This window comes from Azospira sp. MPR-E4, assembly GCF_058809645.1.
Genome location: NZ_JBXAST010000035.1, coordinates 13,819 through 34,793 on the forward strand (window position 1 = coordinate 13,819; position 20,975 = coordinate 34,793).

Sequence of the window (20,975 nt, forward strand, 5' to 3'; positions counted from 1 at the left end):
CCCATGCGGGTGGTGCTGCAACGGGTGAGCCGGGCCGCGGTGCGGGTGGAGGGGCAGGTGGTGGGCCAGATCGGCCCCGGCCTGCTGCTGCTGGTGGGTATCGAGACGGCCGACGCGGCCGAGCCGGAGGCCACCGCCGCCGGCATGGAGTGGCTGGTGGGCAAGCTGCTGCGCCTGCGCATCTTTGCCGACGCCGAGGGCGTCATGAACCGCAGCCTGGAGGAGGTGGGCGGCGAGGTGCTGGCGGTGAGCCAGTTCACCCTGTTCGCCTCGACGCGCAAGGGCAACCGGCCCTCCTGGAGTCGGGCGGCGGGTCCCCAGGCGGCCGAGCCCCTCTTCGACCGCTTTGTCGCCCTGCTGCAGGAACGCCTGGGGCGGCCGGTGGCCACCGGCGTCTTCGGCGCCGACATGGCGGTGAGCCTGGACAACGACGGCCCCGTGACCCTGGTGCTGGACAGCCGCCAGCCGGAGTGAGCATGACAGGCGGGAATCGGCTCCGCTCTTGATGTTCATCAGAAAAGCCCCCTCCGGGGCCGGTGTTATAATCCGCTCCAGATTTTCTTCAGCCCCCTCCATGTCCCTGGCCCTTTTCACTCTCGGTATCAACCATCACTCGGCGCCCGTCTCCGTGCGCGAGCAGGTGGCGTTTCACGCCGAAACCCTGAGCGAGGCCCTGGCCGGGCTGGTGCGGGCCAAGCCGGTGAAGGAGGCTGCGATCCTCTCCACCTGCAACCGCACCGAGCTGTACTGCGCCACGGAGACGCCGGAAGCCGCCGCCGACTGGCTGGCCGAATACCATCGCCTGCCCCGCAGCACCATCCAGCCCTACCTGTACACCCTGCCCCAGCCCGAGGCCGTGCGCCATGCCTTCCGCGTCGCCTCCGGCCTGGACTCCATGGTCATCGGCGAACCCCAGATCCTGGGGCAGATGAAGGATGCGGTGCGGGTGGCGGAAGAGGCGGGCACCCTGGGCACCATGCTCAACAAGTTGTTCCAGCGCTCCTTCGCCGTGGCCAAGGAAGTGCGCAGCACCACCGCCATCGGCGCCAACATCGTCTCCATGGCCGCCGCCGGCGTGCATCTGGCCGAGCGCATCTTCGAATCCGTGGCCGACCAGCGCATTCTCTTCATCGGCGCCGGCGAAATGATCGAGTTGTGCGCCACCCACTTCGCGGCCCAGAAGCCCAAGCAGGTGACCATCGCCAACCGCACCGTGGAGCGGGGCCAGGCCCTGGCCGACCGGCTGGCGGCGGACGGCATCCCCACCACCGCCATCCGCCTCGACGCCCTGGCCGAGCATCTGCCCCAGTACGACATCGTCGTCTCCTGCACCGCCAGCCCCCTGCCCATCATCGGCCTGGGCATGATGGAGCGCACCGTCAAGGCGCGCCGCCACAAGCCCGTGTTCATGGTGGACCTGGCCGTGCCCCGGGACATCGAATCCGAGGTGGGGGAACTGGACGACGTCTTCCTGTACACCGTGGACGATCTGGCCCAGGTGGTGGAAGCGGGCCTGGAGTCCCGCCAGGCCGCCGTGGTGGAGGCCGAATCCATCATCACCACCCAGGTGGGCCAGTTCCTGCACTGGCTGGACACCCGGGACAGCGTGCCGGTGATCCGCGCCCTGCGCGACTCCGCCGAGCGCATGCGGCGCCACGAGATGGAACATGCCCTGAAGCTCCTGGCCAAGGGCGAGAATCCGGAAAAGGTGCTGGAAGCCCTGTCCCAGCGCCTCACCAACAAGTTCCTGCACGCCCCCACCCAGGTCCTCGGCCAAGCCGGGGAGGAGCGGGGCGAACTGCAGCACCTCATCACCCGTCTCTTCCACCTGCATCACGGCGAGTAGGGCCCGCGGGCGCCCGGCGCCCGTCCCCATGCCGTGGGCGGCTGTCGCCTACTGATTGCCCATGAAACCCAGCATCCGCGAAAAGCTCGACCAACTGACCCGCCGCCTCGAAGAGGTGGATGCCCTGCTCTCCAGCGAGGAAGCGGCCAAGGACATGGACCAGTTCCGCAAGCTGTCCAAGGAGCGGGCCGAGCTGGAGCCGGTGGTGAGCCTCTATGGCGCCTTCCGCCAAGCCGAGGCCGATCTGGCCGCGGCCCAGGAAATGCTGGCCGATCCGGACATGAAGGAACTGGCGGAAGAGGAAGTGGAAGCCGCCAAGGCCCGCCTGCCGGAACTGGAACTGGACCTGCAGAAGCTGCTGCTGCCGCGGGACCCCAACGACGAGCGCAACATCTTCCTGGAAATCCGCGCCGGCACCGGCGGCGACGAATCGGCCCTGTTCGCTGCCGATCTCTTCCGCATGTACAGCCGCTACGCCGAGCGCCAGCGCTGGCAGGTGGAAGTGGTTTCCGCCAACGAGTCGGACCTGGGGGGCTACAAGGAAGTGATCGTGCGCATTGCCGGCAATAGCGCCGGCCTCGGCGCCTATTCCAAGCTCAAGTTCGAATCCGGCGGCCATCGGGTGCAGCGGGTGCCGGCCACCGAAACCCAGGGCCGCATCCATACCTCCGCCTGCACCGTGGCGGTGATGCCCGAGGTGGACGAGGTGGCCGACGTGGAGCTGAATCCGGCGGACCTGCGCATCGACACCTACCGGGCCTCCGGCGCCGGCGGCCAGCACATCAACAAGACCGACTCCGCCGTGCGCGTCACCCACCTGCCCACCGGCATCGTCGCCGAGTGCCAGGACGGCCGCTCCCAGCACGCCAACAAGGCCTCGGCCCTGAAGGTGCTGGCGGCCCGCATCAAGGACGTGCAGGTGCGCGAGCAGCAGGCCAAGGAGGCCGCCACGCGCAAGAGCCTGGTGGGCTCCGGCGACCGTTCCGAGCGCATCCGCACCTACAACTTCCCCCAGGGGCGCATCACCGACCACCGCATCAACCTGACCCTGTACAAGATCGACCAGATCATGGACGGGGACCTGGAAGAACTGACCGGCGCCCTCCTGGCCGAACACCAGGCCGAACAGCTGGCCGCCCTGGCCGAAGAACAGGGCTGAGATGGTGGCCGCGAGTGGCAGCGCCGGCCTCACCCGGCGCCAGGCGGTGGATCAGGTGCGGCGCCGCATCGCCCCCCTGGATGCGCGGTTGCTCCTGCAGCATTGCCTGGGCATCAGCCACGTGGAATTCCTCACCCGCCCCGACGAGCCCCTGGCCGCCGCCGATTCCGAGGCCTTCATGGCCCTGGTCATGCGCCGGGAGCGGGGCGAACCCCTGGCCTACCTCACCGGTGAGCGGGAGTTTTTCAGCCGCAGCTTCAAGGTGACGCCCGACGTGCTGATCCCCCGGCCCGACACCGAGTTGCTGGTGCTGCAGGCCCTGGAGCGCCTCAAGCCCCTGGCCTGGCCCCGGGTGGCGGACCTGGGCACGGGCAGCGGTGCCATCGCCGTCAGCATTGCCTGCGAGTGGCCCGAGGCCAAGGTGACGGCGGTGGATGTGTCCCCCGCCGCCCTGGCGGTGGCCCGGGAGAATGCCGAGCGTCTCGGTGCCCGGGTCGAGTTCCGCCACAGCGACTGGTTCGCCGGCCTGGCGGGGGAACAGTTCGAACTGATCGTCTCCAACCCGCCCTATGTGGCGGCCCAGGACCCGCACCTCTCCCAGAACGGCCTGCCCTTCGAGCCCAACGGGGCCCTCACCGACGGCGGCGACGGACTTTCCTGTCTGCGCGCCATCATCGAGGGGGCGCCCGCCCACCTGGTGCCCGGTGGCTGGCTGCTGCTGGAACACGGCTACGACCAGGCAGAAAAAGTCCGCGAACTTCTCGGCGCCGGCGGGTTCAAAGAGGTCACTTCCTGGCGCGACCTGGCCGGCATCGAGCGGGTCAGCGGCGGCAGGCTGCCAGATTAACCAACCGATTCAACGACTGGAGTTTAGAAGCGTGGATGCACAACAAGTGATCAAGGAACAGGTGACCGGCAATCCGGTGGTGCTGTACATGAAGGGCACCCCCCAGTTCCCCCAGTGCGGCTTTTCCGCCACCGCCGTGCAGATTCTCAAGGCCTGCGGCGTGAACCAGTTCTACAGCGTGAACGTGCTGGAGAACCCGGAAATCCGCCAGGGCATCAAGGATTACGCCAACTGGCCGACCATCCCCCAGCTCTACATCAAGGGCGAATTCGTCGGCGGCTGCGACATCATGCGCGAGATGTTCCAGGCCGGCGAACTGCAGCAGATGCTGGAAGGCGTGGCCCAGGCCTGAGCCTGTTCCGCTCCGTTCCCCGCAACGCCGCGCTCCGCAAGGAGGGCGGCGTTTTCATTGGTGCCGCCTTTAGTGCCCGGAATTGATCTGGGTTATGTTTTTGTATTATTCCAAAGTGCTAAATGGGCCCTTCCAAAAATAGGAGGGGACAACATGGCACGCAAGCTGACGGTGGGAGGGCGGCTGGCCCTGGGCTTCGGGATCTTTTCCCTGATCCTGACGGCCGCGGTCCTGGTGGCGCTGCAGGCCCTGGCCCGGGTGAACGAGCAGGTGGAGAAGATGGCCGCCAAGGACTGGCAGAAGGTGGAGATGGCCAAGGACATTGCCTACGCTGCCAACGATGTGGCCCGCACCGTGTTCTCCCTGTTCCACGACACCTCCCGCCTGGCCGAGCAGAAACAGAAAATCGTCGGCTACCGGGACATGGTGAACCAGCGCCTGGATATCCTGGAAAAGCTGCTCTACCGCCCCAAGGGCAAGCAGCTGGTGGCCGACCTGAAGACCAAGCGCCTGGCCTTTGCCGGCACCTATCCGAAGGTCCTGGAACTGCTGGAAGCCGGGCGGCGGGAAGAGGCCAGCCGCCTCTTCGCCAGCGAGGGCATGCCCCAGCTGGAAGCCTACGTGCAGGCCGTGGATGCCTTCGTTGCCTTCCAGGGCGAGCTGTTCGAGGAATCCGCCGTCACGGCCCGGGAGGTCTACGCCCAGGCCCGCAACCTGATGCTGGTCTTCCTGGCGGCCGCCATCGTCCTGGCCACGGCCCTGGCGTTGTGGATCATCCGCAGCGTCACCCGGCCCCTGGGGGGCGAGCCCGAGGAGGCCAAGGCCCTGGTGCAGCGTCTGGCCGAGGGCGACCTCAGCGCCGACCTGCGCCTGCATCCCCAGGACCGGGGCGACAGCCTGATGGCCGCCCTGGCCACCATGCGCAACAGCCTGCGGGCCATGGTGGGCGAGATCCAGGGCAATGCGGGGGAGGTGTCCGAGGCGGCGCGGGACCTGTCGGTGAATTCGGTGCAGCTGGCCCAGAGCTCGGCGACCCAGAGCGAAGCCACGGCTGCCATGGCGGCGGCGGTGGAACAGGTGACGGTGAGCATCGCCCAGGTCAGCGACAGCGCCAGCCATACCCATGCCATTTCCGACAGCACCGGCCAGCTTTCCGGCGACGGCCACGACGTCATTCTGCGCACCGTGGCGGAGATGCAGGCCGTGGCGGTGGCGGTGGGCGGCGCGGCCCGCTCCATCGAGGCCATGGGCAGCCGCTCCGAGCAGATTTCCAGCGTGGTCCAGGTGATCCGCATGGTGGCCGAGCAGACCAATCTGCTGGCCCTCAATGCGGCCATCGAGGCAGCCCGGGCCGGGGAGGCAGGGCGGGGCTTCGCCGTGGTGGCGGACGAGGTGCGCAAGCTGGCGGAACGGACCGCCCTGGCCACCACGGAAATCAGCGACATGATCGCCGGCGTCCAGGATGCCGCCCGGGAGGCGGTGGACGCCATGGGCGGGGCCACGGCCCGGGTCGAGCAGGGCGTCGCCATGGCCGAGCAGGCCAGCGACTCCATGCAGGCCATCCGCAGCAGTTCCCAGGAAGTGGTGGCGGCGGTCAATACCATCGCCGACGCCCTGCGGGAGCAGAAGCATGCCGGCGGCGACATTTCCGCCAATGTGGAAAAGGTGGCCCAGATGGTGGAGGAAAACAGCGCCGCCACCCACGAAGCGGCCGATACGGCGCGGCGCCTGGAAGCCCTGGCCCAGGCCCTGCACCAGACCTTGCGGCGCTTCCGCCTGGAAGCGCACTCCGCCTAGGCCTGAGTGCCGTCCGAGGCGGCCGGAAGCGTCCCCGGAGGCTCAGGCGGCGGGTTGCAGCTTGGCCGTCAGTTCCTCGTAGGCCCGTACCGCCTCGGCGGCATACATCAGGGTGGGGCCGCCGCCCATGTAGGCACAGATGCCCAGGGTTTCCATCAGCTGTTCCTTGGTCACGCCGAGGCGGATCAGGGCCTTCACATGGAAGCCGATGCAGGCGTCGCAGCGGCTGGCGACGCCGATGGCCAGGGCGATCAGCTCCTTGTGCAGCTCGTCGATGGCCCCGCCCTGGAGGGCGCCCTTGGCCATGGCGTTGAAGCCCTGCATGGTGTCCGGGATTTCCTTGCGCAGGGTGGCGAGAGCCTTGGAAACGTCGCCGGTGATGGTGGTGAAGGACTTGCTCATGGCTGCTCCTGATATATGAGGTTTTTCTGATATTCCAAGTATGGGGAGGGCCGGGCGCCCTGTATGTGACCTGGGTCACCTTGCCCTGTCCGGCCGACTGGTTCATGCTTCGATTCATGCGTCCAATCCTCCTCATCCTTCTGCTGCCCCTGTTGCTGGCTGCCTGCGGCGGCCAACCCCTGCGCCCCGGCGAAACCTCCCGCGATCAGGTGGTGGCCGCCTGGGGGGCGCCCACCGTGCGCTTCCCCGAGGCCGACGGCGGCGAGCGCCTGCTCTACGCCACCGCCCCCCTGGGTTTCGTCACCCGGGTGCTGGTCTTCGCTCCGGACGGCAAGCTGCGCTCCCTGCACAATGCCCTGGTGGAGGAAGAGTTCGCCAAGGTGCGGGCCGGGGAGGACGGCAAGGAGGAAATCCTGCGCCGCTTCGGACCGCCGACCTGGGTGCAGTTCTTTGAAGCTCGTAGTGAATTGATATGGGAGTGGCGTTATTGCGATGCTTGGTTATATCCCAGCCGCTTCAACGTGCTGTTTGATGGTTCCACCGGTATCGTGCGCTCCACTATGACGCTACGCGAGGACTATGGGCCGGCAAGGGGTTATTGCTCTCGCTGATGGGGCCCCTTGTTGAGGCGTTCTCTTCCTGAAAAATGATTCGGCGCACTGGTCTTGGGCGGGGGGATGTGCGCCGCTTGCTGCAGTCTTTGTTTAAGTGTCTGATGCGACGCAATAAATTGTTTTGGCATGGCCGGGTGATTGAATTGGCATAAGGTTTGCAGGAGTGCATCCATTCGAAAAATTAAATGAATGGAGAGCACATGCGACCGCCCGCGTTTTCCCCCCTGTTGACCGTCCTGAGCAAGCTGCCGCCCCTGTTGCTGCTGCGCTGGCTCGTTTCCCTGTCCCTCTTCCTTTCCGTCGGCACGCCGGCCCTGGCCCAGTATTCGGATACCGTGGGCCTGGCGCCCGGGGCCATGATCGCCCAGGCCAGCGAAGTACCGCCCGCCGAGCCGGCCCCCCCGGCACTGGCCGTGGTAGCGGAGAAGGTGCCCCTGCCGGTCCATGCCGACGGGGCCAACACGGCCTGGATGCTGACCTCCTCGACCCTGGTGCTGCTCATGACCCTGCCCGGGGTGGCCCTGTTCTACGCCGGCATGGTGCGCAAGAAGAACGTGCTGTCCACCATGACCCAGGTCTTTGCCGTGGCCGCCGTGGTTACCCTGACCTGGATGGCCCTCGGCTACACCCTGGCCCTGCGCCCCGGCAGCGCTTTCGTCGGCGGCATGGACCGGCTGCTGCTGCACGGCCTCAGCCTGGATGGCCTGGCCGGCGTCAGCGAGGCGCCCATTCCGGAAACCGTCTATTTCATGTTCCAGCTGACCTTCGCCATCATCACCACGGCCCTGGTGGTGGGGGCTTTTGCCGAGCGCATGCGCTTTTCCGCCCTGCTGCTGTTTGCCGCCCTGTGGTCCCTCGCCGTCTATGCCCCGGTGGCCCACTGGGTGTGGGAGCCGGATGGCTGGCTGGCCCGGATGGGGGTGCTGGATTACGCCGGCGGCACGGTGGTGCACGTCAATGCGGGGGTGGCCGGCCTGGTGGCAGCCATCCTCATCGGCAAGCGCCTGGGCTATGGCAGCGAACCCATGATGCCCCACAGCCTGGCCTTCTCCGTGGTGGGGGCGGCCCTGCTGTGGGTCGGCTGGTTCGGCTTCAACGCCGGTTCGGCCCTGGCGGCCGATTCCCGGGCCGGCATGGCCATGCTGGTGACCCAGGTGGCCTCGGCTGCCGCCGCCATGTCCTGGATGGTGGTGGAGTGGGTGGTGCGGGGCCGGCCCAGCGCCCTGGGCATCATTTCCGGCGCCGTTGGCGGCCTGGTGGCGGTGACCCCGGCTTCCGGTTTCGTCGAGCCCAGCGGCGCCTTCTTCATCGGCATTGCCGGCGGCCTCACCTGTTATGTGGGGGCCACGGCCCTGAAGCGGGTCTTCGGCTACGACGACTCCCTCGACGTGTTCGGCATCCACGCCGTGGGTGGCATCGTCGGCGCCCTGATGACCGGCGTCTTCGCCAGTCCGGCCATTGGCGGCGCCCATGGTTCGGTGCTGAAGCAGCTGCTGGGCGTCAGCGCCACCGCCCTCTTCAGCGCCGTGGCCACGGCTGCCGTGCTGGTGGTGGTGAGCCTGCTGGTGGGCCTGCGGGTGGAGGAGGACGAGGAGCGGGACGGCCTCGACATTTCCCAGCACGGCGAGCATCTGGAATGAGGACGCAACGGCCATGAGCAGCGACAGTGAAATATTCGCCCTGATCGGGCGCATCCACGTACTGATGCGGCGCAGCCTCAACCGCATCACCGATGTGGATTACATGAAGGAAAACAAGGAATACGCCCGGGCCATTGTGGCCCTGGCCGAAGGCTCGGGCCAGGAGGAACTGGCCCAGCTGGCGGGCAAGCTGCGCCAGGCCATGGCGCTGGACCCGGCCGAGCCTGTGGCTGCGGCCCCGGAGCCCAAGGCCAAGTACCTGTTCACCCTGCGTTAGGGCGGGGCGACCGGAAGGCGCCTAGAAGGCGGCGAGGCGGGCGTTGGCCAGGGCCAGGCGGCTGGCCAGCACTTCCAGGAAGGACTGGTAGAAGTGCATGCGGCAGGTTTCCGACGCCTTGTGCAGGGCTTCGCCCTTGACCGTGACGATCTTGGCCTGGGTCAGGGCCACCACGTCGGCGCCCCGGGTCTTGTGGCCGCCGGCGATGACCGCCATCTCGCCAAAGCAGTCGCCGGCGGTGAGCAGGTTGAGGATCTTGCCGCCCTTGGTCACCTTCAGTTCCCCTTCTGCCAGGAAGCAGAAGAAGTCGCCCTTTTCGCCATCGCGCATGATGACGTCCCCCGGCGTCACCTTGTCCCAGCGGGAGAAGCGCAGCACCTCCCAGATCTCCACGTCGGAGAAGCCGGCGAAGAAGGGCAGGGCGCGCAGGGTGTCGAATTTCTCCGTGTCGGCGAACTCGTCCTGCCGGGCCTGCAGCTGCTTGTTGCGCACCGCCTGGGCCAGGTCGTGGGCGAATTCCTCCCAGGTGGCGTAGCGGTCATCCAGGTCCTTGGCCATGGCCTTCTGAACGATGGCCTCCAGGGCCGGCGGCAGGTCGTGGCGCAACTGGCCGGGCGGCGTCGGCGCCAGATGGATGATCTGGTACACCATGTTGTAGTTGGTACTGGCCTGGAAGGGCAGCTGGCCGGTGAGCATCTGGTACATCACCACGCCCAGGGAATAGATGTCGGTGCGGTGGTCCAGGGGCTGTTCCTTGACCTGCTGGGGCGACATGTAGGCCGGGGAGCCGATGCCCGAGACCTGGGTGCGGTCGGTGCCGGCGGTGAGGGCGGCGCCGAAGTCGGAAATCTTGATGTCGCCGGAGAAGCCCCGGGCGTCCGATTCGGCCAGGAGGATGTTGGCCGGCTTGATGTCCCGGTGGGTGATGCCGAGGCGGAAGGCGAAATCCAGGGCCCGGGTGCATTTAAAGATGATCTCCACCACCCGCTCCACCGGCAGCAGCTTGGCGGGGTCGCAGAAATCCTCCAGGGTGCCGCCGGGCACGTACTCCATGACGATGTAGGCCAGGTTCTCCTCCACCACCGCGTCGTAGATCTGCACGATGTGGGGATGGTTGAGCTTGCCGGCGAGGGAGGCTTCGTTGAGGAAGAGGTGGGAGTAGAGCTTGCCCCGTTCCGGGTCCTTGAGGACTTCGGGAAAGGCCAGCTTGACCGCCACGTCGCGGTCGGCGAAGGAATCGTGGGCGAGGAACACGGTGCTGGTGGCACCGCGGCCCAGTTCCCGGATGACGTCGTACTTGCCGATCTTTTCCATGGGACGGTCAGGCTCCATGTTTGTTATTGCAGGCGGCGACAGCTGAAGCGGGATGAGGCAGGTGAGGCGGAATGCGGGCGGGGACTGCTTGCCCCGCTGCTCCGCCGGGGCGGCGGAGCAGCGTTGTGTTGCTATTGTCGCTAGCTTACACCCGGGCCTTGGCCCGGGCGATGGCGGCCTTGACCTGTTCGGGGGCGGTGCCGCCGATGTGGTTGCGCGCGGCCAGGGAGCCTTCGATGGTCAGACAGGTGGCCACGTCGCTCTGCACCAGGGGGGAGAAGGCCTGCAGCTCGGCCAGGGTGAGGTCGGCCAGGTCCTTGCCCTGGGTCTCGGCGGCCTTGACGGCGGCGCCGACGACTTCGTGGGCTTCGCGGAAGGGCAGGCCCTTCTTCACCAGGTAGTCGGCCAGGTCGGTGGCGGTGGCAAAACCTTCGGCCAGGGCGCCGCGCATGCGCTCGGGCCGGGCCTCGATGCCGCCCATCATGTCGGCGAAGATGCGCAGGGTGTCGATGACCGTATCGGCGGCGTCGAACAGGGGTTCCTTGTCTTCCTGGTTGTCCTTGTTGTAGGCCAGGGGCTGGCCCTTCATCAGGGTCAGCATGGAGATGAGGCTGCCGTTCACCCGACCGGTCTTGCCCCGGGCCAGTTCCGGCACGTCCGGGTTCTTCTTCTGGGGCATGATGGAAGAGCCGGTGCAGAAGCGGTCGGCGATCTTGACGTAGCCGAAGCGGGGGTTCATCCACAGCACCAGTTCTTCCGAGAGGCGGGAGAAGTGGGTCATCAGCAGGGAGGCGGCGGCGCAGAATTCAATGCCGAAGTCCCGGTCGGAAACGGCATCCAGGGAATTTTCGCAGACGCCGTCGAAGCCCAGCTGGGCGGCGACGAATTCCCGGTCGATGGGGTAGGTGGTGCCGGCCAGGGCGGCGGCGCCCAGGGGCAGGCGGTTCACCCGCTTGCGGCAGTCGAGGAAGCGCTCCTTGTCCCGCTGGGTCATCTCGAAGTAGGCCAGCAGATGGTGGCCGAAGGTCACCGGCTGGGCCACCTGCAGGTGGGTGGAGCCGGGCATGGGGGTGGCGGCCTCCTTCTCGGCCAGGACCAGCAGGGCGGTCTGGAAAGCCTTGATCAGTTCGACGATGGAGTCGATGGTGTCGCGCAGCCAGAGGCGGATGTCGGTGGCCACCTGGTCGTTGCGGGAGCGGCCGGTGTGCAGACGCTTGCCGGCGTCGCCCACCAGGGTGGTGAGGCGCTTTTCGATATTGAGGTGTACGTCCTCCAGGTCCAGGGACCATTCGAACTTGCCGGATTCGATCTCCTCCACGATCTGGGCCATACCCTTCTCGATGTCGGCCAGGTCGGCGGCGGCGATGATGCCCTGCTTGGCCAGCATGCGGGCGTGGGCCAGGGAGCCGTTGATGTCCTGGCGCCACAGGCGCTGGTCGAAATCGACGGAGGCGGTGTAGCGCTTGACCAGGTCTGACATGGGCTCGGAGAAACGGCCGGCCCAGGTGTAGGAGGAGTTCTGTTGGGTCATGATATGTGGGAAACTTGGGACGAATTTGAGGCAAACCGGAGCAAAGTGGCGCAAAGCTGGAATTTCGCCGCCATTTGCCAGGAAAAGCCGCTGAAAACTGCACGGAAAGCGCAAATAAGTTGGCAAGTATAAAGCAAAACCCCGCTGCCCATCCCCTGCCGGACTGCCGCAATCTGGGCGTCATGCTGCGCATCCTGCTGGGGGCCAACCTGCTGGTGGCCGCCGCTGCCCTGCTGCTGGCGCCCCGTCTGGAGGACTGGCCCCAGCGCCTGGTGGAACTGGCCACCTGGTGCGAGCCCCTGCTGCTGTCCGCCCTGGGCCTGCTGGCCCTGGGCCGGGACTGGCTGTGGCGCCTCAAGCCCCGGGCCGGCCAGGCCCTGGTGCTGTTGCTGGTGATGGCCCAGGCCCTGCTGTTCTTCGACTTCTGGCGTTTCATGGGCCTCATCGAGGGCGGCTGGGGCGCTGCCCTGCGGGCGGCCCTGCTGGCGGCGGCGGCGACCCTGCTCCTGCTCCTCTATTTCAGCCTGCGGGCCCGGGCCTTCTCCCCCGCCGTGGCCGAGGCCCGCCTGCAGGCCCTGACCGCCCGCATCCGCCCCCACTTCCTCTTCAACAGCCTCAACGCCGTGCTCTCCCTCATCCGCCAGGACCCGCGGCGGGCCGAGACGGCCCTGGAGGAGCTGGCCGACCTGTTCCGCGCCCTGATGCGGGATGCCCGCAATCTCTCGCCCCTGTCCGACGAAATCGCCCTCTGCCGCCAATACCTGGGGCTGGAAAAGCTGCGCCTGGGCGAGCGGCTCAAGGTGGAGTGGGACATCGTGGACGTGCCCGACGACGCCCTGGTGCCTCCCCTGATGCTGCAGCCCCTGCTGGAGAACGCCGTCTACCACGGCATCGAGCCCGGGGAGGGCAGCGGCACCATCCATATCGGCTTTTCCCGTCAGGGCGACGCCATGGTGGCGGAACTGACCAATCCCTGCCCCCCGGGCCAGGGTCACCATGCCGGCAACCGCATGGCCCTGGCCAACATTCGGGAGCGCCTGGACCTCTACTACGACCTCGAGGCGCGCCTGGAAAGCAGTGAACAGAACGGCACCTACCGGGTGCACATCACCCTTCCCCTGCGGAGACCGTTGCCATGACCGAGCCCAAGCCCGCCCCTCTCAGCATCGTCCTGGTGGATGACGAAGCGCCGGCCCGCCGGCGCATGGGCACCCTGCTGGAGGATCTGGCCCTGGAACTGCCGACCCGGGTGGTGGGGGAGGCCGGCGACGGCGAAGCGGCCCTGGAACTGATCCAGCAGGTGCAGCCCGACGTGGTGCTGGTGGACATCCGCATGCCCAAGATGGACGGCCTGGAGCTCGCCCGCCACCTGGCCGGCCTGCCGCGGCCGCCGGCGGTGATCTTTGCCACCGCCTACGACAGCCACGCCGTCCATGCCTTCGACCTCAATGCGGTGGATTACCTGCTCAAGCCGGTGCGTCTGGCCCGCCTCCAGGCCGCCCTGGAAAAGGCCTGGCTGGTGGGTCCCCTTACCGCCGAACGTCTGGCCAAGGTGCGCCAGGAGTCCGGCCAGGGCGCCCGCCGCCACTTCTCCTGCCACGAACGGGGCCGCATCCTGCTGGTGCCGGTGCAGGACGTGCTCTATCTCAAGGCCGATCTCAAATACGTCACCGCCCGCACCCGGGAGCGGGAATACCTGCTGGACGAGGCCCTCACCCATCTGGAACAGGAGTTCGCCGAGCGCTTCATCCGCCTGCACCGCAGCGTGCTGGTGGCCAAGGACGCCCTGGCCGGCTTCGAGCGGGGCCAGGGGGACGGGGAGGAGGGCGGCGAACAGTGGCTGGCCCTGCTCAAGGAAGTGCCGGAAAAACTGCCGGTGAGCCGCCGCCAGTGGGCGACGGTGAAGCAGTACGCCAAGTAGGCGGTGTTTGGCATGAGTTCTCGCTATACAGAGAGAGTGGGATGAAGAAATTTCTGCTGCTGTTTGCCGCCGTATTCGTTGCCGTGTCGGCCCAGGCCGCCTCCCCGTCGTCCGAGGTGGAGCTGAAGTTCGGTCCCATCGTTGGGACCTGGTCTTTCCGTTTGCCCAATGGCTGCACGGAGCGACACACCTACCGTGCGAACGGCTTTCTCTCCGGCACCAGCGGCGAGGAGTATGTGGAGGAACGCTACGAGCTGTCGGCGGTGCCGGACGTCAATGGGTTTTACACCCTGACCGGGCACAACCTGAAGGACAGCGGCGGCCCCGACTGTTCAGGTTCCAGTGAGGATTTTTCCGGCAGGGACTGGACCGTCTTCGTGCGCTTCTCGGCGGATTACGCCAAGTACGTTGCCTGCGTCGAACCCCGGCCGGATCGGTGCTGGGGCCCCTATCTCAAGGAAGCGCCGTGACCGGCCCGGCGATCGCCGGGCCCGTCTGGCCATGAAGGCGGCCACTTCCGGCAGCGCCTGGCGGCGCACCGTGCCGGTGTTCGTCGCCCTGGTCGGCCTCTACGGCCTGTTGCTGTTGCCGGGGCTGTTTTTTCCCGCCTACCTGGATTCGCCCCTGGGGCTGCTGGCGGCGATTCCCTATCTTTCCATCTACCTGTTCCACGCCCTGGGCCTCCCCGGGTTGCTGCAGCACGACGGCGCCTGCGGCTGGGGCTGGTGTGCGCCGAGCCTGGCGGGCTGGGTCTTCCTGCTGCTGCTGTGGGGCGGCCTGGCCTGGCTGGCCGCCCGGGGGCTTTGCTCCTTGCGGCCGCCTAGAGACTGAGGGCCACGGCGCCGGCGCAGAAGACCACTACGGCCAGCAGCAGGACCTGGGTCAGTTTGTGGTGGATTTCCAGTTCCCGCAGGGTCATTTCGATTTCGGTTCCGTTCATGATTTTTCTCCGTAAAGGTCGATGGTGACGGACGCTCCCACTTTGCTTTCAGCAAAGGCCGTGCCCGATGCGCGGTCAGGCTCCCAGGCTTGCTGTCGGACCTCCGGGATCAAGGCAGGACGCGGCTTTCCGGGTGGTGGGAAAGGTTGGCCGGCGCGTTCCCCCGGGGGGGCTTGCCATGCACCACGGTGGCGCCTTGTTTGCTAGCCATGCACTGCCGCCGGGCGTCAGTCCCGGCGTTCCCGTCGTCTGTCCCGCGCTGCAGCGGTCCCCTATTTTTGGCACACTGCCGTTTCCTTTTGATGAACGTCTGCCCATGCTCCGCCAGCAAGCCCTTGCCGCCCTGATGCTCGATACCGTGCCCGCCAAGGTGGCGGCAGTGCTGGCCCTCGATCCGGCGGGGCCGGTGGCGCCGGGCCAGCGGCTTGTGCCAACCGCGCCCCTGCCGGGGCGGCCACTGCGGCCGCTGCTGGTGCCGCCGGCCGAGGTGCCGCGCCGTTCCCTGCACACGGCGGAGGGACGGGCCGCCCTGCTGCACGCCATCGCCCATATCGAGTTCAACGCCATCGACCTGGCCCTGGACATCGTCTGGCGCTTCCCCGATCTGCCCGAGGATTTTTACCGGGACTGGCTGCGCATCGCCCGGGAGGAGGCCCAGCATTTCACCCTGGTGGACGACCACCTGCGCACCCTGGGCTACGCCTACGGCGACTTTGCGGCCCACCGGGGCCTGTGGGACATGGCGGAGAAGACGGCGGACGACGTGCTGGCCCGCCTGGCCCTGGTGCCCCGGGCCATGGAGGCCCGGGGGCTGGATGTGAACCGGGGCATCCGCGACAAGCTGGTGCAGGCCGGGGAGGTCGCCGCCGGCCCGATCCTGGATGTCATCCTGCGGGACGAGATCGGCCATGTGGCGGCGGGCAACCGCTGGTATCGCCATGTCTGCCGCGAGCGGGGCCTGGAGCCCCTGGCGGCGGAGGCAGAGCTGGCGGCCCGCTACGGCGCCCCCAAGGTGCGGGGGCCCTTCAACCTGGAGGCGCGGCGGGCGGCCGGCTTCGATGCGGCGGAACTGGCGGCCCTGGTCGCGCGTTGATCTGGCCTTGCTCAAGGCCGGGCCGCCCTGCCGCAGGCGATGGCCTGGGAGCCAGAAACGGCGGCCATCTCCGCCATGCCATGCCCGGAATGGCCGTCCTTCCTGCCTCCTGGCGGCATGCCTCGCCGCTGCCCTTGCCACTTCCTGCACCGGCTCCGCCCTGCCTTAGAATCCGGGAGTGGGTCCCGCGCGCGTCTGCCCCGATCGGCGCCGCCGGGTCCACGCCAGAAAACCAGAAGAGGAGACTTCCCCATGCAGCAGCATTCCCGTTTCTACATCGGCGGCCAGTGGGTCGCCCCCGACGGCAACGCCTTCATCGACGTGGAGAATCCGGCCATCGAGACGGTCATCGCCCGGGTGCCGGAAGGCACGGCCACCGACGCGGACCGGGCAGCCCGGGCCGCGGCGGCCGCCTTTCCTGCCTGGGCCGCCCTCTCCGGAGCGCAGCGGGGCGCCTTCCTGCAGAAGATCGCCGATGGCCTCAAGACCCGCCAGGATGAGCTGGGCCGCCTCATCGCCAGCGAGGTGGGCATGCCGGTGAAACTGGCCACCCGGGTTCAGGCCGGCAATCCCATCTTCACCTTCGCCGCCTGCGCCCGCATCGCCGCCGAGGGTTTCGCCGAGGAGAGCATCGGCCAGTCCCTGGTGCTGAAGGTGCCCACCGGTCCGGTGGCCTGCATCACGCCCTGGAACTTCCCCCTGCACCAGATCGCCGCCAAGGTCGGCGCCGCCCTGGCCGCCGGCTGCACGGTGGTCTTGAAGCCCTCGGAAGTGGCGCCCCTCAACGCCTTCCTCCTGGCCGAGGTGATCGAGGCGGCGGGCCTGCCCGCCGGCGTCTTCAATCTGCTTACCGGCTACGGCCCGGTGGTGGGCGAGGCCCTGGCCGCCCATCCGGCCCTGGCGGCCGTCTCCTTCACCGGCAGTACGGCCGCCGGCAAACGGGTGGCGGCGGTGGCGGCGGCCACGGTGAAGCGGGTGTCCCTGGAGCTGGGCGGCAAGTCCGCCTCCGTGGTGCTGCCGGATGCGGATCTGGCGGCGGCGGTGAAGGGCACGGTGGCCGGCTGCTTCCTCAATTCCGGCCAGGCCTGCTCGGCCCTGACCCGGCTGCTGGTGCCGCAGGAGCGTTACGCCGAGGCTGCCGCCCTGGCGGTGCAGGCAGCGGCGGCCTACACCCTGGGCGATCCCCTGGCGGAGGGCAGCCGTCTCGGTCCCCTGGTTTCCGGCCTGCAGCGGCAGCGGGTGCGGGCCATGATCGACCAGGCCGTGGCCGACGGCGCCGAGCTGCTGTGCGGCGGCAGCGCCGCGCCGGAAGGCTTGCCCACCGGCTACTACGTGCGGCCCACGGTGTTCGGCCGGGTGCGGCCCGATGCCGCCCTGGCTCGGGAGGAGGTGTTCGGCCCGGTGCTGGCCATCCTCACCTACCGGGACGAGGCGGAGGCCGAGGCCATCGCCAACGGCACCGACTACGGCCTGGCGGCTGCCGTGTGGTCCGCCGAGGAAGCCCGGGCCCTGGCCTTCGCCCGCCGCCTGCGGGCCGGCCAGGTGGATATCAACGGTGCCTTCTTCAACCTGCTGGCGCCCTTCGGCGGCTTCAAGCAGTCCGGCTACGGCCGGGAGCTGGGGCGCCACGGGGTGGAGGACTTCCTGGAAACCCAGTCCATCCAGCTGCCCCAGCGGCAATAGGGCCTCTGTCGCCGCGGGCCGGCCAGGCGCGGGGCAGGTGCCCCGGCCCTGGCCGCCTCCGGCCTCAATACCAGTATTTGGGATAGCTGCCCCGCTGCCGGGCGTTGTTGACCGCCAGGGCGCAGGCGACGATGACCAGGGCGCCCAGCAGTACCGGGCTGAAGAGAAAGCCCAGGGCCGGCTTGGTCGCCAGGACCAGCAGGGGATTGGCGCCGGCGGGGGCGTGCACCGTGCGCGTCCATTGCATCAGGCCCAGGGCCAGCCCCACCGCCAGGGCCGAGGCCAGCCAGCCGTCCCCCAGGGTATGCAGCACCGCCAGGCCGACGGCGGTGGCCAGAAGATGGCCGCCGACGATGTTGCGCGGCTGGGCCAGGGGGCTGTCGGGCAGGCCGAAGGCCAGCACGCAGGTGGCGCCGAAGGGCGCCATGAGCCAGGGAGTGCCGCTCCACAGGCTGAGTCCGGCGATGCTGCCGATGGCCACGGCGGCACCGAGCATGGAAATGGCGATATAGGCCAGGGGTGGCGCGGGCGGCGCCTTGGCGGCGGACAACGGGAGCATGGCATTCCTCGGGGATTGATGTAGACAGGTCTGTATATTGTGCAAGACAGATCTGTCTGTCAATGTGGCGCCATTCCGTTTTTCAGCCACCGCTTCTTGGAGTGCCCATGTCCGACACACTGCTGGCCCCGTCCGACGATCCCAACCCGGAAGGGGCCCGGGCCCGCATCCTGGAAACCGCTTCCCGGCTCTTCTACCAGCACGGCCTGCGGGGCGTCGGCATCGACCGCATCATTGCCGAGTCCGGCGTGGCAAAGATGAGCTTCTACCGCCACTTCCCGGCCAAGGACGACCTCATCCGGGCTTACCTGGAAGGGCGTCACCGGCGCTGGCTGGCCGGCTTCCAGGCCCGTCTGGCGGCCCGGCCGCCGGAACTGGCCGCCGTTGTCGACATCCTGCTGGCCTGGGCGGCGGAGCCGGACTACCGGGGCTGCGCCTTCATCAACGCGGTGGCGGAAGTGGGGGAGGGCATCGCCGGTGTCGCCGCCATTGCCCGGGCCCACAAGGATGACCTGCAGCGCCTCCTGGCCGAGTGGCTGGCCCCCCGCCTGGGCGAGCGGGCCCCCATGGCGGCCCGCTGCGCCATGGTGGTGGTGGAAGGGCTGATCGTGCGCAGCCAGATGGGCGAAGGCGAACTGCTGGCCAACGACGGGCGCTGGCTGTTGCAGCGTGTTGAAGCGGAGTTCGGCACCGAATAGTCCGTATATCGACGTAAGTGTTTGGCCGACTACCCCCGGCCGGGGGTTGGGCTAGACTGGCGCCATCATCTTTGTGCCCCATATTGGTGCAGCCATCATGCCGTCAGCTTTTTTTGCCGCCATTTTTTTCCGGGGCGCCCGCCGTGGCGAGGCCCGGATGGCGGCTGCGCGGCAGCCGGCGGCGCAGTCCGGGTGGGGCGGCCGGCGTTTCCCGGCCTGTCTCCCGCCGGCCCGGTAGCGCTGCCGAGACGGCCGCTGCCGGGCGTGTTGCCGGTTTCACCCTGTACCCCATTCCCCGATTTTTACTGTTTGTTGCCGCGCCGACCCTCGAGCCGGACGGCCTGTCGTGAGGAGCTGCCATGCCCCAATCCCAAACCGCCCAGATTTCCCCCGCCCCGGGAGCCCTGATCATTTCCGCCCTGGACCAGGAGCGCCTGGTGGGGCTGATCGAACGCCTCTACCTGCGGGACCAGAGCATCCACGTTTCCGCCGGCACCGTGCTGCGCCGTCTGCGGGCCGCCAACCCGGTGCCGCCGGAAGCCATCCCGCCCAACCTGGTGACCATGAATTCCACCGTGGTGCTGAGCGACGCCGACAGCGGCCGCCGCCGGGAAGTGACCCTGGTCTATCCGGAAGACCACGATCCGGACGAGGGCTGCTGGTCGGTGCTGTGTCCCCTCGGTTCGGCCATTTTCGGCCTGCGCGTCGGCGACCCGGTGCGCCTGGAGATGGAAGGCTGGAGCGAAGGCCGCTGGATCATTGCCGACCTGCCCTTCCAGCCGGAAGCCCGGGGCTGGCTGACCATGTGAGGCCTGCGGCCCCGTCGTAGAAAAGGCGCCCGCGGGCGCCTTTTTTCATGCCGGCTGCACGGGCGGCGTCAGTTCCCGGACCTCCACCGCCCCCTGGGCGATGGCCTTGTTGATCAGGCGGTAGGTCTCCTGGTCGAAGGCGGCGGGGCGGCTGCCCTGCTGCTGCAGGATTTCCCACACCTGCTCTTCCCGCTGGGCGGTGCCCAGGTAGGCCCAATGGTCCACCACGTGCAGGTCGGTGGTGGAACTGAAGTCGTCCTTTTCCACCAGGCCGATGGGGCCGGCGTAGGGCCACTCCTTAATCTTGAGCTTGGCCAGGGCCGCCATCAGGCGGGCGCTGTGCTGGCTGAGGCTCTCCTTGCCGCAGCAGGCGCCCTTGCAGTTGTGCATCTGGTGGCCGAAACAGGGCTTGCCCGGGCGCTGCTTCTCCAGGCCCAGGAGGACGTGGCACAGGTGGTGGGCGTCGCCGATCTTCTTCAGGCTGTTGCGGGCTTCCTTGGCCGAGTTGAAGAGGCCGTAGAGGTCCGGGCTGCGGCCGAAGTCCAGTTCGTCGGCCAGCACCAGACGGGGACGGAAGTCGCTAGGCGCCTCCTGCACCAGCTGCCAGGCGCACAGCTCGCCGCCCTTCTTCTGGTGCCGGTTGAGGCTGGGGCGGTGGGCCTGCAGCAGCTTGGCCTCCAGCAGCATGGCGCCCAGTTCGCCGGCGGTCTCCCGCCATTCCACCCGGTATACCTGGGCGGCCATGGCCGTATCCCGGGCGTCCTTCTGGTCGCCGGAGAAGTGGGAGAAGACCCGCTGCCGCAGGTTGCTGCTCTTGCCGATGTAGAGAGGCTCGCCGTCCGCCTCCTGGCCGTACAGCAGATAGACACCGGGCAGTTCCGGCAGGTCGTCCAGGGCTTCCGGCGGCAGGTGGGGTGGCAGCTTGGGGCGCTGGGTCAGGGTCTCCACGGCGGCCCAGATGGGCTCGGGGGCGTACTTGCCGTGCAGGCGGTCCCAGAACTGGTGGATCAGGCGGGCGTCGGAGAGGGCCCGGTGCCGGTGCTCGTCGTAGAGGCCGTGGCGTTCCACCAGGGCGTCCAGGCTGTGGCGGTGGTGCTGGGGCTCCAGCTTGCGCGACAGCTTGACGGTGCACAGCACGGTGGCGTGGAATTTGAGGCCCAGGCGGCGGAATTCGTTTTTGAGGAAGCCGTAGTCAAAGCGCGCGTTGTGGGCCACGAAAAGGCGTCCCTTGAGGCGCCCCAGCACCTCTTCGGCCAGGTCGGCGAAGGGCGGTGCGTCGGCCACCATCTCGTCGCTGATGTTGGTCAGGCCCTGGATGAAGGGCGGGATGGGAATGCCCGGATTGACCAGGCTGCTCCACTGGGTCACGCCGGCGGCCGAGACCTCGACGATGCCGATTTCGGTGATGCGGTCCCGCACCGGGTTGGCGCCGGTGGTCTCCAGGTCCACGAACACCAAAGGTTCGCGGAAAGGGGCTGGGGCGGGGGGAGAGG

22 protein-coding genes are annotated in these 20,975 nt (G+C 68.1%); 17 read left to right on the top strand and 5 right to left on the bottom strand.

The genetic code is table 11. The annotated features are described in order from the left end of the window. Positions 1-3 precede the first annotated feature (3 nt). From dtd to AC1RTA_RS11250, 6 genes are all read left to right on the top strand, one after another. Positions 4-474 (top strand): D-aminoacyl-tRNA deacylase, encoded by a 471-nt coding sequence (dtd, locus tag AC1RTA_RS11225; RefSeq protein WP_130459147.1) that lies wholly within the window; start codon positions 4-6, stop codon positions 472-474. A gap of 106 nt (positions 475-580) precedes the next feature. Then, positions 581-1,846: a glutamyl-tRNA reductase gene (gene hemA / locus AC1RTA_RS11230; RefSeq protein ID WP_043798505.1), complete on the top strand. Its 1,266-nt coding sequence runs from the start codon at positions 581-583 to the stop codon at positions 1,844-1,846. Positions 1,847-1,907: 61 nt separating this feature from the next. Beyond that, positions 1,908-3,005, top strand: coding sequence for a peptide chain release factor 1 (gene prfA, locus AC1RTA_RS11235; protein WP_130459146.1), 1,098 nt, complete (start codon positions 1,908-1,910; stop codon positions 3,003-3,005). A gap of 1 nt (position 3,006) precedes the next feature. Continuing rightward, complete coding sequence (gene prmC / locus AC1RTA_RS11240; RefSeq protein ID WP_130459145.1) at positions 3,007-3,852, top strand: peptide chain release factor N(5)-glutamine methyltransferase; 846 nt, start codon at positions 3,007-3,009, stop codon at positions 3,850-3,852. Between the two features lie 31 nt (positions 3,853-3,883). Continuing rightward, positions 3,884-4,204, top strand: coding sequence for a Grx4 family monothiol glutaredoxin (gene grxD, locus AC1RTA_RS11245; RefSeq protein WP_014235243.1), 321 nt, complete (start codon positions 3,884-3,886; stop codon positions 4,202-4,204). Positions 4,205-4,357: 153 nt separating this feature from the next. Continuing rightward, positions 4,358-6,001, top strand: coding sequence for a methyl-accepting chemotaxis protein (locus tag AC1RTA_RS11250; RefSeq protein WP_014235242.1), 1,644 nt, complete (start codon positions 4,358-4,360; stop codon positions 5,999-6,001). A 42-nt stretch (positions 6,002-6,043) separates the two neighbouring features. Here AC1RTA_RS11250 and AC1RTA_RS11255 read toward each other — a convergent pair whose 3' ends face one another. Then, a complete protein-coding gene (locus AC1RTA_RS11255; RefSeq protein WP_014235241.1) occupies positions 6,044-6,403 on the bottom strand; it encodes a carboxymuconolactone decarboxylase family protein in 360 nt (119 codons plus the stop codon). Between the two features lie 116 nt (positions 6,404-6,519). Here AC1RTA_RS11255 and AC1RTA_RS11260 point away from each other — a divergent pair, with 116 nt between their 5' ends. From AC1RTA_RS11260 to AC1RTA_RS11270, 3 genes are all read left to right on the top strand, one after another. Beyond that, a complete protein-coding gene (locus AC1RTA_RS11260) occupies positions 6,520-7,014 on the top strand; it encodes a hypothetical protein (protein ID WP_492784755.1) in 495 nt (164 codons plus the stop codon). A 203-nt stretch (positions 7,015-7,217) separates the two neighbouring features. Further along, positions 7,218-8,657 (top strand): ammonium transporter, encoded by a 1,440-nt coding sequence (locus AC1RTA_RS11265; protein ID WP_492784756.1) that lies wholly within the window; start codon positions 7,218-7,220, stop codon positions 8,655-8,657. Positions 8,658-8,670: 13 nt separating this feature from the next. After that, on the top strand, positions 8,671-8,934 hold the full coding sequence (locus AC1RTA_RS11270) for a hypothetical protein (RefSeq protein ID WP_014235238.1): 264 nt from the start codon (positions 8,671-8,673) through the stop codon (positions 8,932-8,934). Between the two features lie 21 nt (positions 8,935-8,955). Here AC1RTA_RS11270 and AC1RTA_RS11275 read toward each other — a convergent pair whose 3' ends face one another. Continuing rightward, positions 8,956-10,266, bottom strand: coding sequence for a protein kinase domain-containing protein (locus AC1RTA_RS11275; protein WP_202945983.1), 1,311 nt, complete (start codon positions 10,264-10,266; stop codon positions 8,956-8,958). 127 nt (positions 10,267-10,393) lie between these two features. Then, positions 10,394-11,779: an argininosuccinate lyase gene (argH, locus tag AC1RTA_RS11280; protein WP_014235236.1), complete on the bottom strand. Its 1,386-nt coding sequence runs from the start codon at positions 11,777-11,779 to the stop codon at positions 10,394-10,396. 119 nt (positions 11,780-11,898) lie between these two features. Here argH and AC1RTA_RS11285 point away from each other — a divergent pair, with 119 nt between their 5' ends. The 6 genes from AC1RTA_RS11285 (at position 11,899) to AC1RTA_RS11310 (ending at position 17,416) form a co-directional block, all read left to right on the top strand. Then, positions 11,899-12,918 (top strand): sensor histidine kinase, encoded by a 1,020-nt coding sequence (locus AC1RTA_RS11285; RefSeq protein WP_492784757.1) that lies wholly within the window; start codon positions 11,899-11,901, stop codon positions 12,916-12,918. Next, positions 12,915-13,700, top strand: a complete 786-nt coding sequence (locus AC1RTA_RS11290; protein ID WP_492784758.1) for a LytR/AlgR family response regulator transcription factor — start codon at positions 12,915-12,917, stop codon at positions 13,698-13,700. Before AC1RTA_RS11285 ends, AC1RTA_RS11290 begins: the two co-directional genes overlap by 4 nt. 41 nt (positions 13,701-13,741) lie before the next feature. Beyond that, the gene (locus AC1RTA_RS11295; protein WP_492784759.1) at positions 13,742-14,170 is read left to right on the top strand and encodes a hypothetical protein; all 429 of its coding nucleotides are present in this window, start codon (positions 13,742-13,744) and stop codon (positions 14,168-14,170) included. 31 nt (positions 14,171-14,201) lie between these two features. Continuing rightward, complete coding sequence (locus AC1RTA_RS11300) at positions 14,202-14,531, top strand: hypothetical protein (RefSeq protein WP_492784760.1); 330 nt, start codon at positions 14,202-14,204, stop codon at positions 14,529-14,531. A gap of 425 nt (positions 14,532-14,956) precedes the next feature. Then, the gene (locus AC1RTA_RS11305) at positions 14,957-15,733 is read left to right on the top strand and encodes a ferritin-like domain-containing protein (protein WP_492784761.1); all 777 of its coding nucleotides are present in this window, start codon (positions 14,957-14,959) and stop codon (positions 15,731-15,733) included. 252 nt (positions 15,734-15,985) lie between these two features. Further along, positions 15,986-17,416 carry an aldehyde dehydrogenase family protein gene (locus AC1RTA_RS11310; protein WP_492784762.1) on the top strand — a complete coding sequence of 477 codons (1,431 nt, stop codon included), beginning with the start codon at positions 15,986-15,988 and terminating at the stop codon, positions 17,414-17,416. Between the two features lie 64 nt (positions 17,417-17,480). Here AC1RTA_RS11310 and AC1RTA_RS11315 read toward each other — a convergent pair whose 3' ends face one another. Continuing rightward, positions 17,481-17,975 carry an HPP family protein gene (locus AC1RTA_RS11315; RefSeq protein WP_014235229.1) on the bottom strand — a complete coding sequence of 165 codons (495 nt, stop codon included), beginning with the start codon at positions 17,973-17,975 and terminating at the stop codon, positions 17,481-17,483. Between the two features lie 107 nt (positions 17,976-18,082). Here AC1RTA_RS11315 and AC1RTA_RS11320 point away from each other — a divergent pair, with 107 nt between their 5' ends. Both AC1RTA_RS11320 and AC1RTA_RS11325 read left to right on the top strand, forming a co-directional pair. Continuing rightward, positions 18,083-18,673, top strand: coding sequence for a TetR/AcrR family transcriptional regulator (locus AC1RTA_RS11320; protein ID WP_014235228.1), 591 nt, complete (start codon positions 18,083-18,085; stop codon positions 18,671-18,673). A 359-nt stretch (positions 18,674-19,032) separates the two neighbouring features. Then, positions 19,033-19,482 (top strand): GreA/GreB family elongation factor, encoded by a 450-nt coding sequence (locus AC1RTA_RS11325; protein ID WP_014235227.1) that lies wholly within the window; start codon positions 19,033-19,035, stop codon positions 19,480-19,482. Between the two features lie 45 nt (positions 19,483-19,527). Here the strand turns inward: AC1RTA_RS11325 and AC1RTA_RS11330 are convergent. Further along, a partial coding sequence (locus AC1RTA_RS11330) for a 3'-5' exonuclease family protein (protein ID WP_492784763.1) occupies positions 19,528-20,975 on the bottom strand: 1,448 nt, incomplete at its 5' end.

What these genes read in the sequence shown, in the direction of transcription:
- AC1RTA_RS11305 (WP_492784761.1), top strand. Translation starts at nt 14,957, where the DNA reads ATGCTCCGCCAGCAAGCCCTTGCCGCCCTGATGCTCGATACCGTGCCC.
- AC1RTA_RS11295 (WP_492784759.1), top strand. Translation starts at nt 13,742, where the DNA reads ATGAAGAAATTTCTGCTGCTGTTTGCCGCCGTATTCGTTGCCGTGTCG.
- AC1RTA_RS11290 (WP_492784758.1), top strand. Translation starts at nt 12,915, where the DNA reads ATGACCGAGCCCAAGCCCGCCCCTCTCAGCATCGTCCTGGTGGATGAC.
- argH (WP_014235236.1), bottom strand. Translation starts at nt 11,779, where the DNA reads ATGACCCAACAGAACTCCTCCTACACCTGGGCCGGCCGTTTCTCCGAG.
- AC1RTA_RS11270 (WP_014235238.1), top strand. Translation starts at nt 8,671, where the DNA reads ATGAGCAGCGACAGTGAAATATTCGCCCTGATCGGGCGCATCCACGTA.
- prfA (WP_130459146.1), top strand. Translation starts at nt 1,908, where the DNA reads ATGAAACCCAGCATCCGCGAAAAGCTCGACCAACTGACCCGCCGCCTC.
- AC1RTA_RS11300 (WP_492784760.1), top strand. Translation starts at nt 14,202, where the DNA reads ATGAAGGCGGCCACTTCCGGCAGCGCCTGGCGGCGCACCGTGCCGGTG.
- AC1RTA_RS11320 (WP_014235228.1), top strand. Translation starts at nt 18,083, where the DNA reads ATGTCCGACACACTGCTGGCCCCGTCCGACGATCCCAACCCGGAAGGG.
- AC1RTA_RS11255 (WP_014235241.1), bottom strand. Translation starts at nt 6,403, where the DNA reads ATGAGCAAGTCCTTCACCACCATCACCGGCGACGTTTCCAAGGCTCTC.
- AC1RTA_RS11250 (WP_014235242.1), top strand. Translation starts at nt 4,358, where the DNA reads ATGGCACGCAAGCTGACGGTGGGAGGGCGGCTGGCCCTGGGCTTCGGG.
- AC1RTA_RS11325 (WP_014235227.1), top strand. Translation starts at nt 19,033, where the DNA reads ATGCCCCAATCCCAAACCGCCCAGATTTCCCCCGCCCCGGGAGCCCTG.
- AC1RTA_RS11260 (WP_492784755.1), top strand. Translation starts at nt 6,520, where the DNA reads ATGCGTCCAATCCTCCTCATCCTTCTGCTGCCCCTGTTGCTGGCTGCC.
- prmC (WP_130459145.1), top strand. Translation starts at nt 3,007, where the DNA reads ATGGTGGCCGCGAGTGGCAGCGCCGGCCTCACCCGGCGCCAGGCGGTG.
- AC1RTA_RS11310 (WP_492784762.1), top strand. Translation starts at nt 15,986, where the DNA reads ATGCAGCAGCATTCCCGTTTCTACATCGGCGGCCAGTGGGTCGCCCCC.
- dtd (WP_130459147.1), top strand. Translation starts at nt 4, where the DNA reads ATGCGGGTGGTGCTGCAACGGGTGAGCCGGGCCGCGGTGCGGGTGGAG.
- AC1RTA_RS11275 (WP_202945983.1), bottom strand. Translation starts at nt 10,266, where the DNA reads ATGGAGCCTGACCGTCCCATGGAAAAGATCGGCAAGTACGACGTCATC.
- AC1RTA_RS11265 (WP_492784756.1), top strand. Translation starts at nt 7,218, where the DNA reads ATGCGACCGCCCGCGTTTTCCCCCCTGTTGACCGTCCTGAGCAAGCTG.
- AC1RTA_RS11315 (WP_014235229.1), bottom strand. Translation starts at nt 17,975, where the DNA reads ATGCTCCCGTTGTCCGCCGCCAAGGCGCCGCCCGCGCCACCCCTGGCC.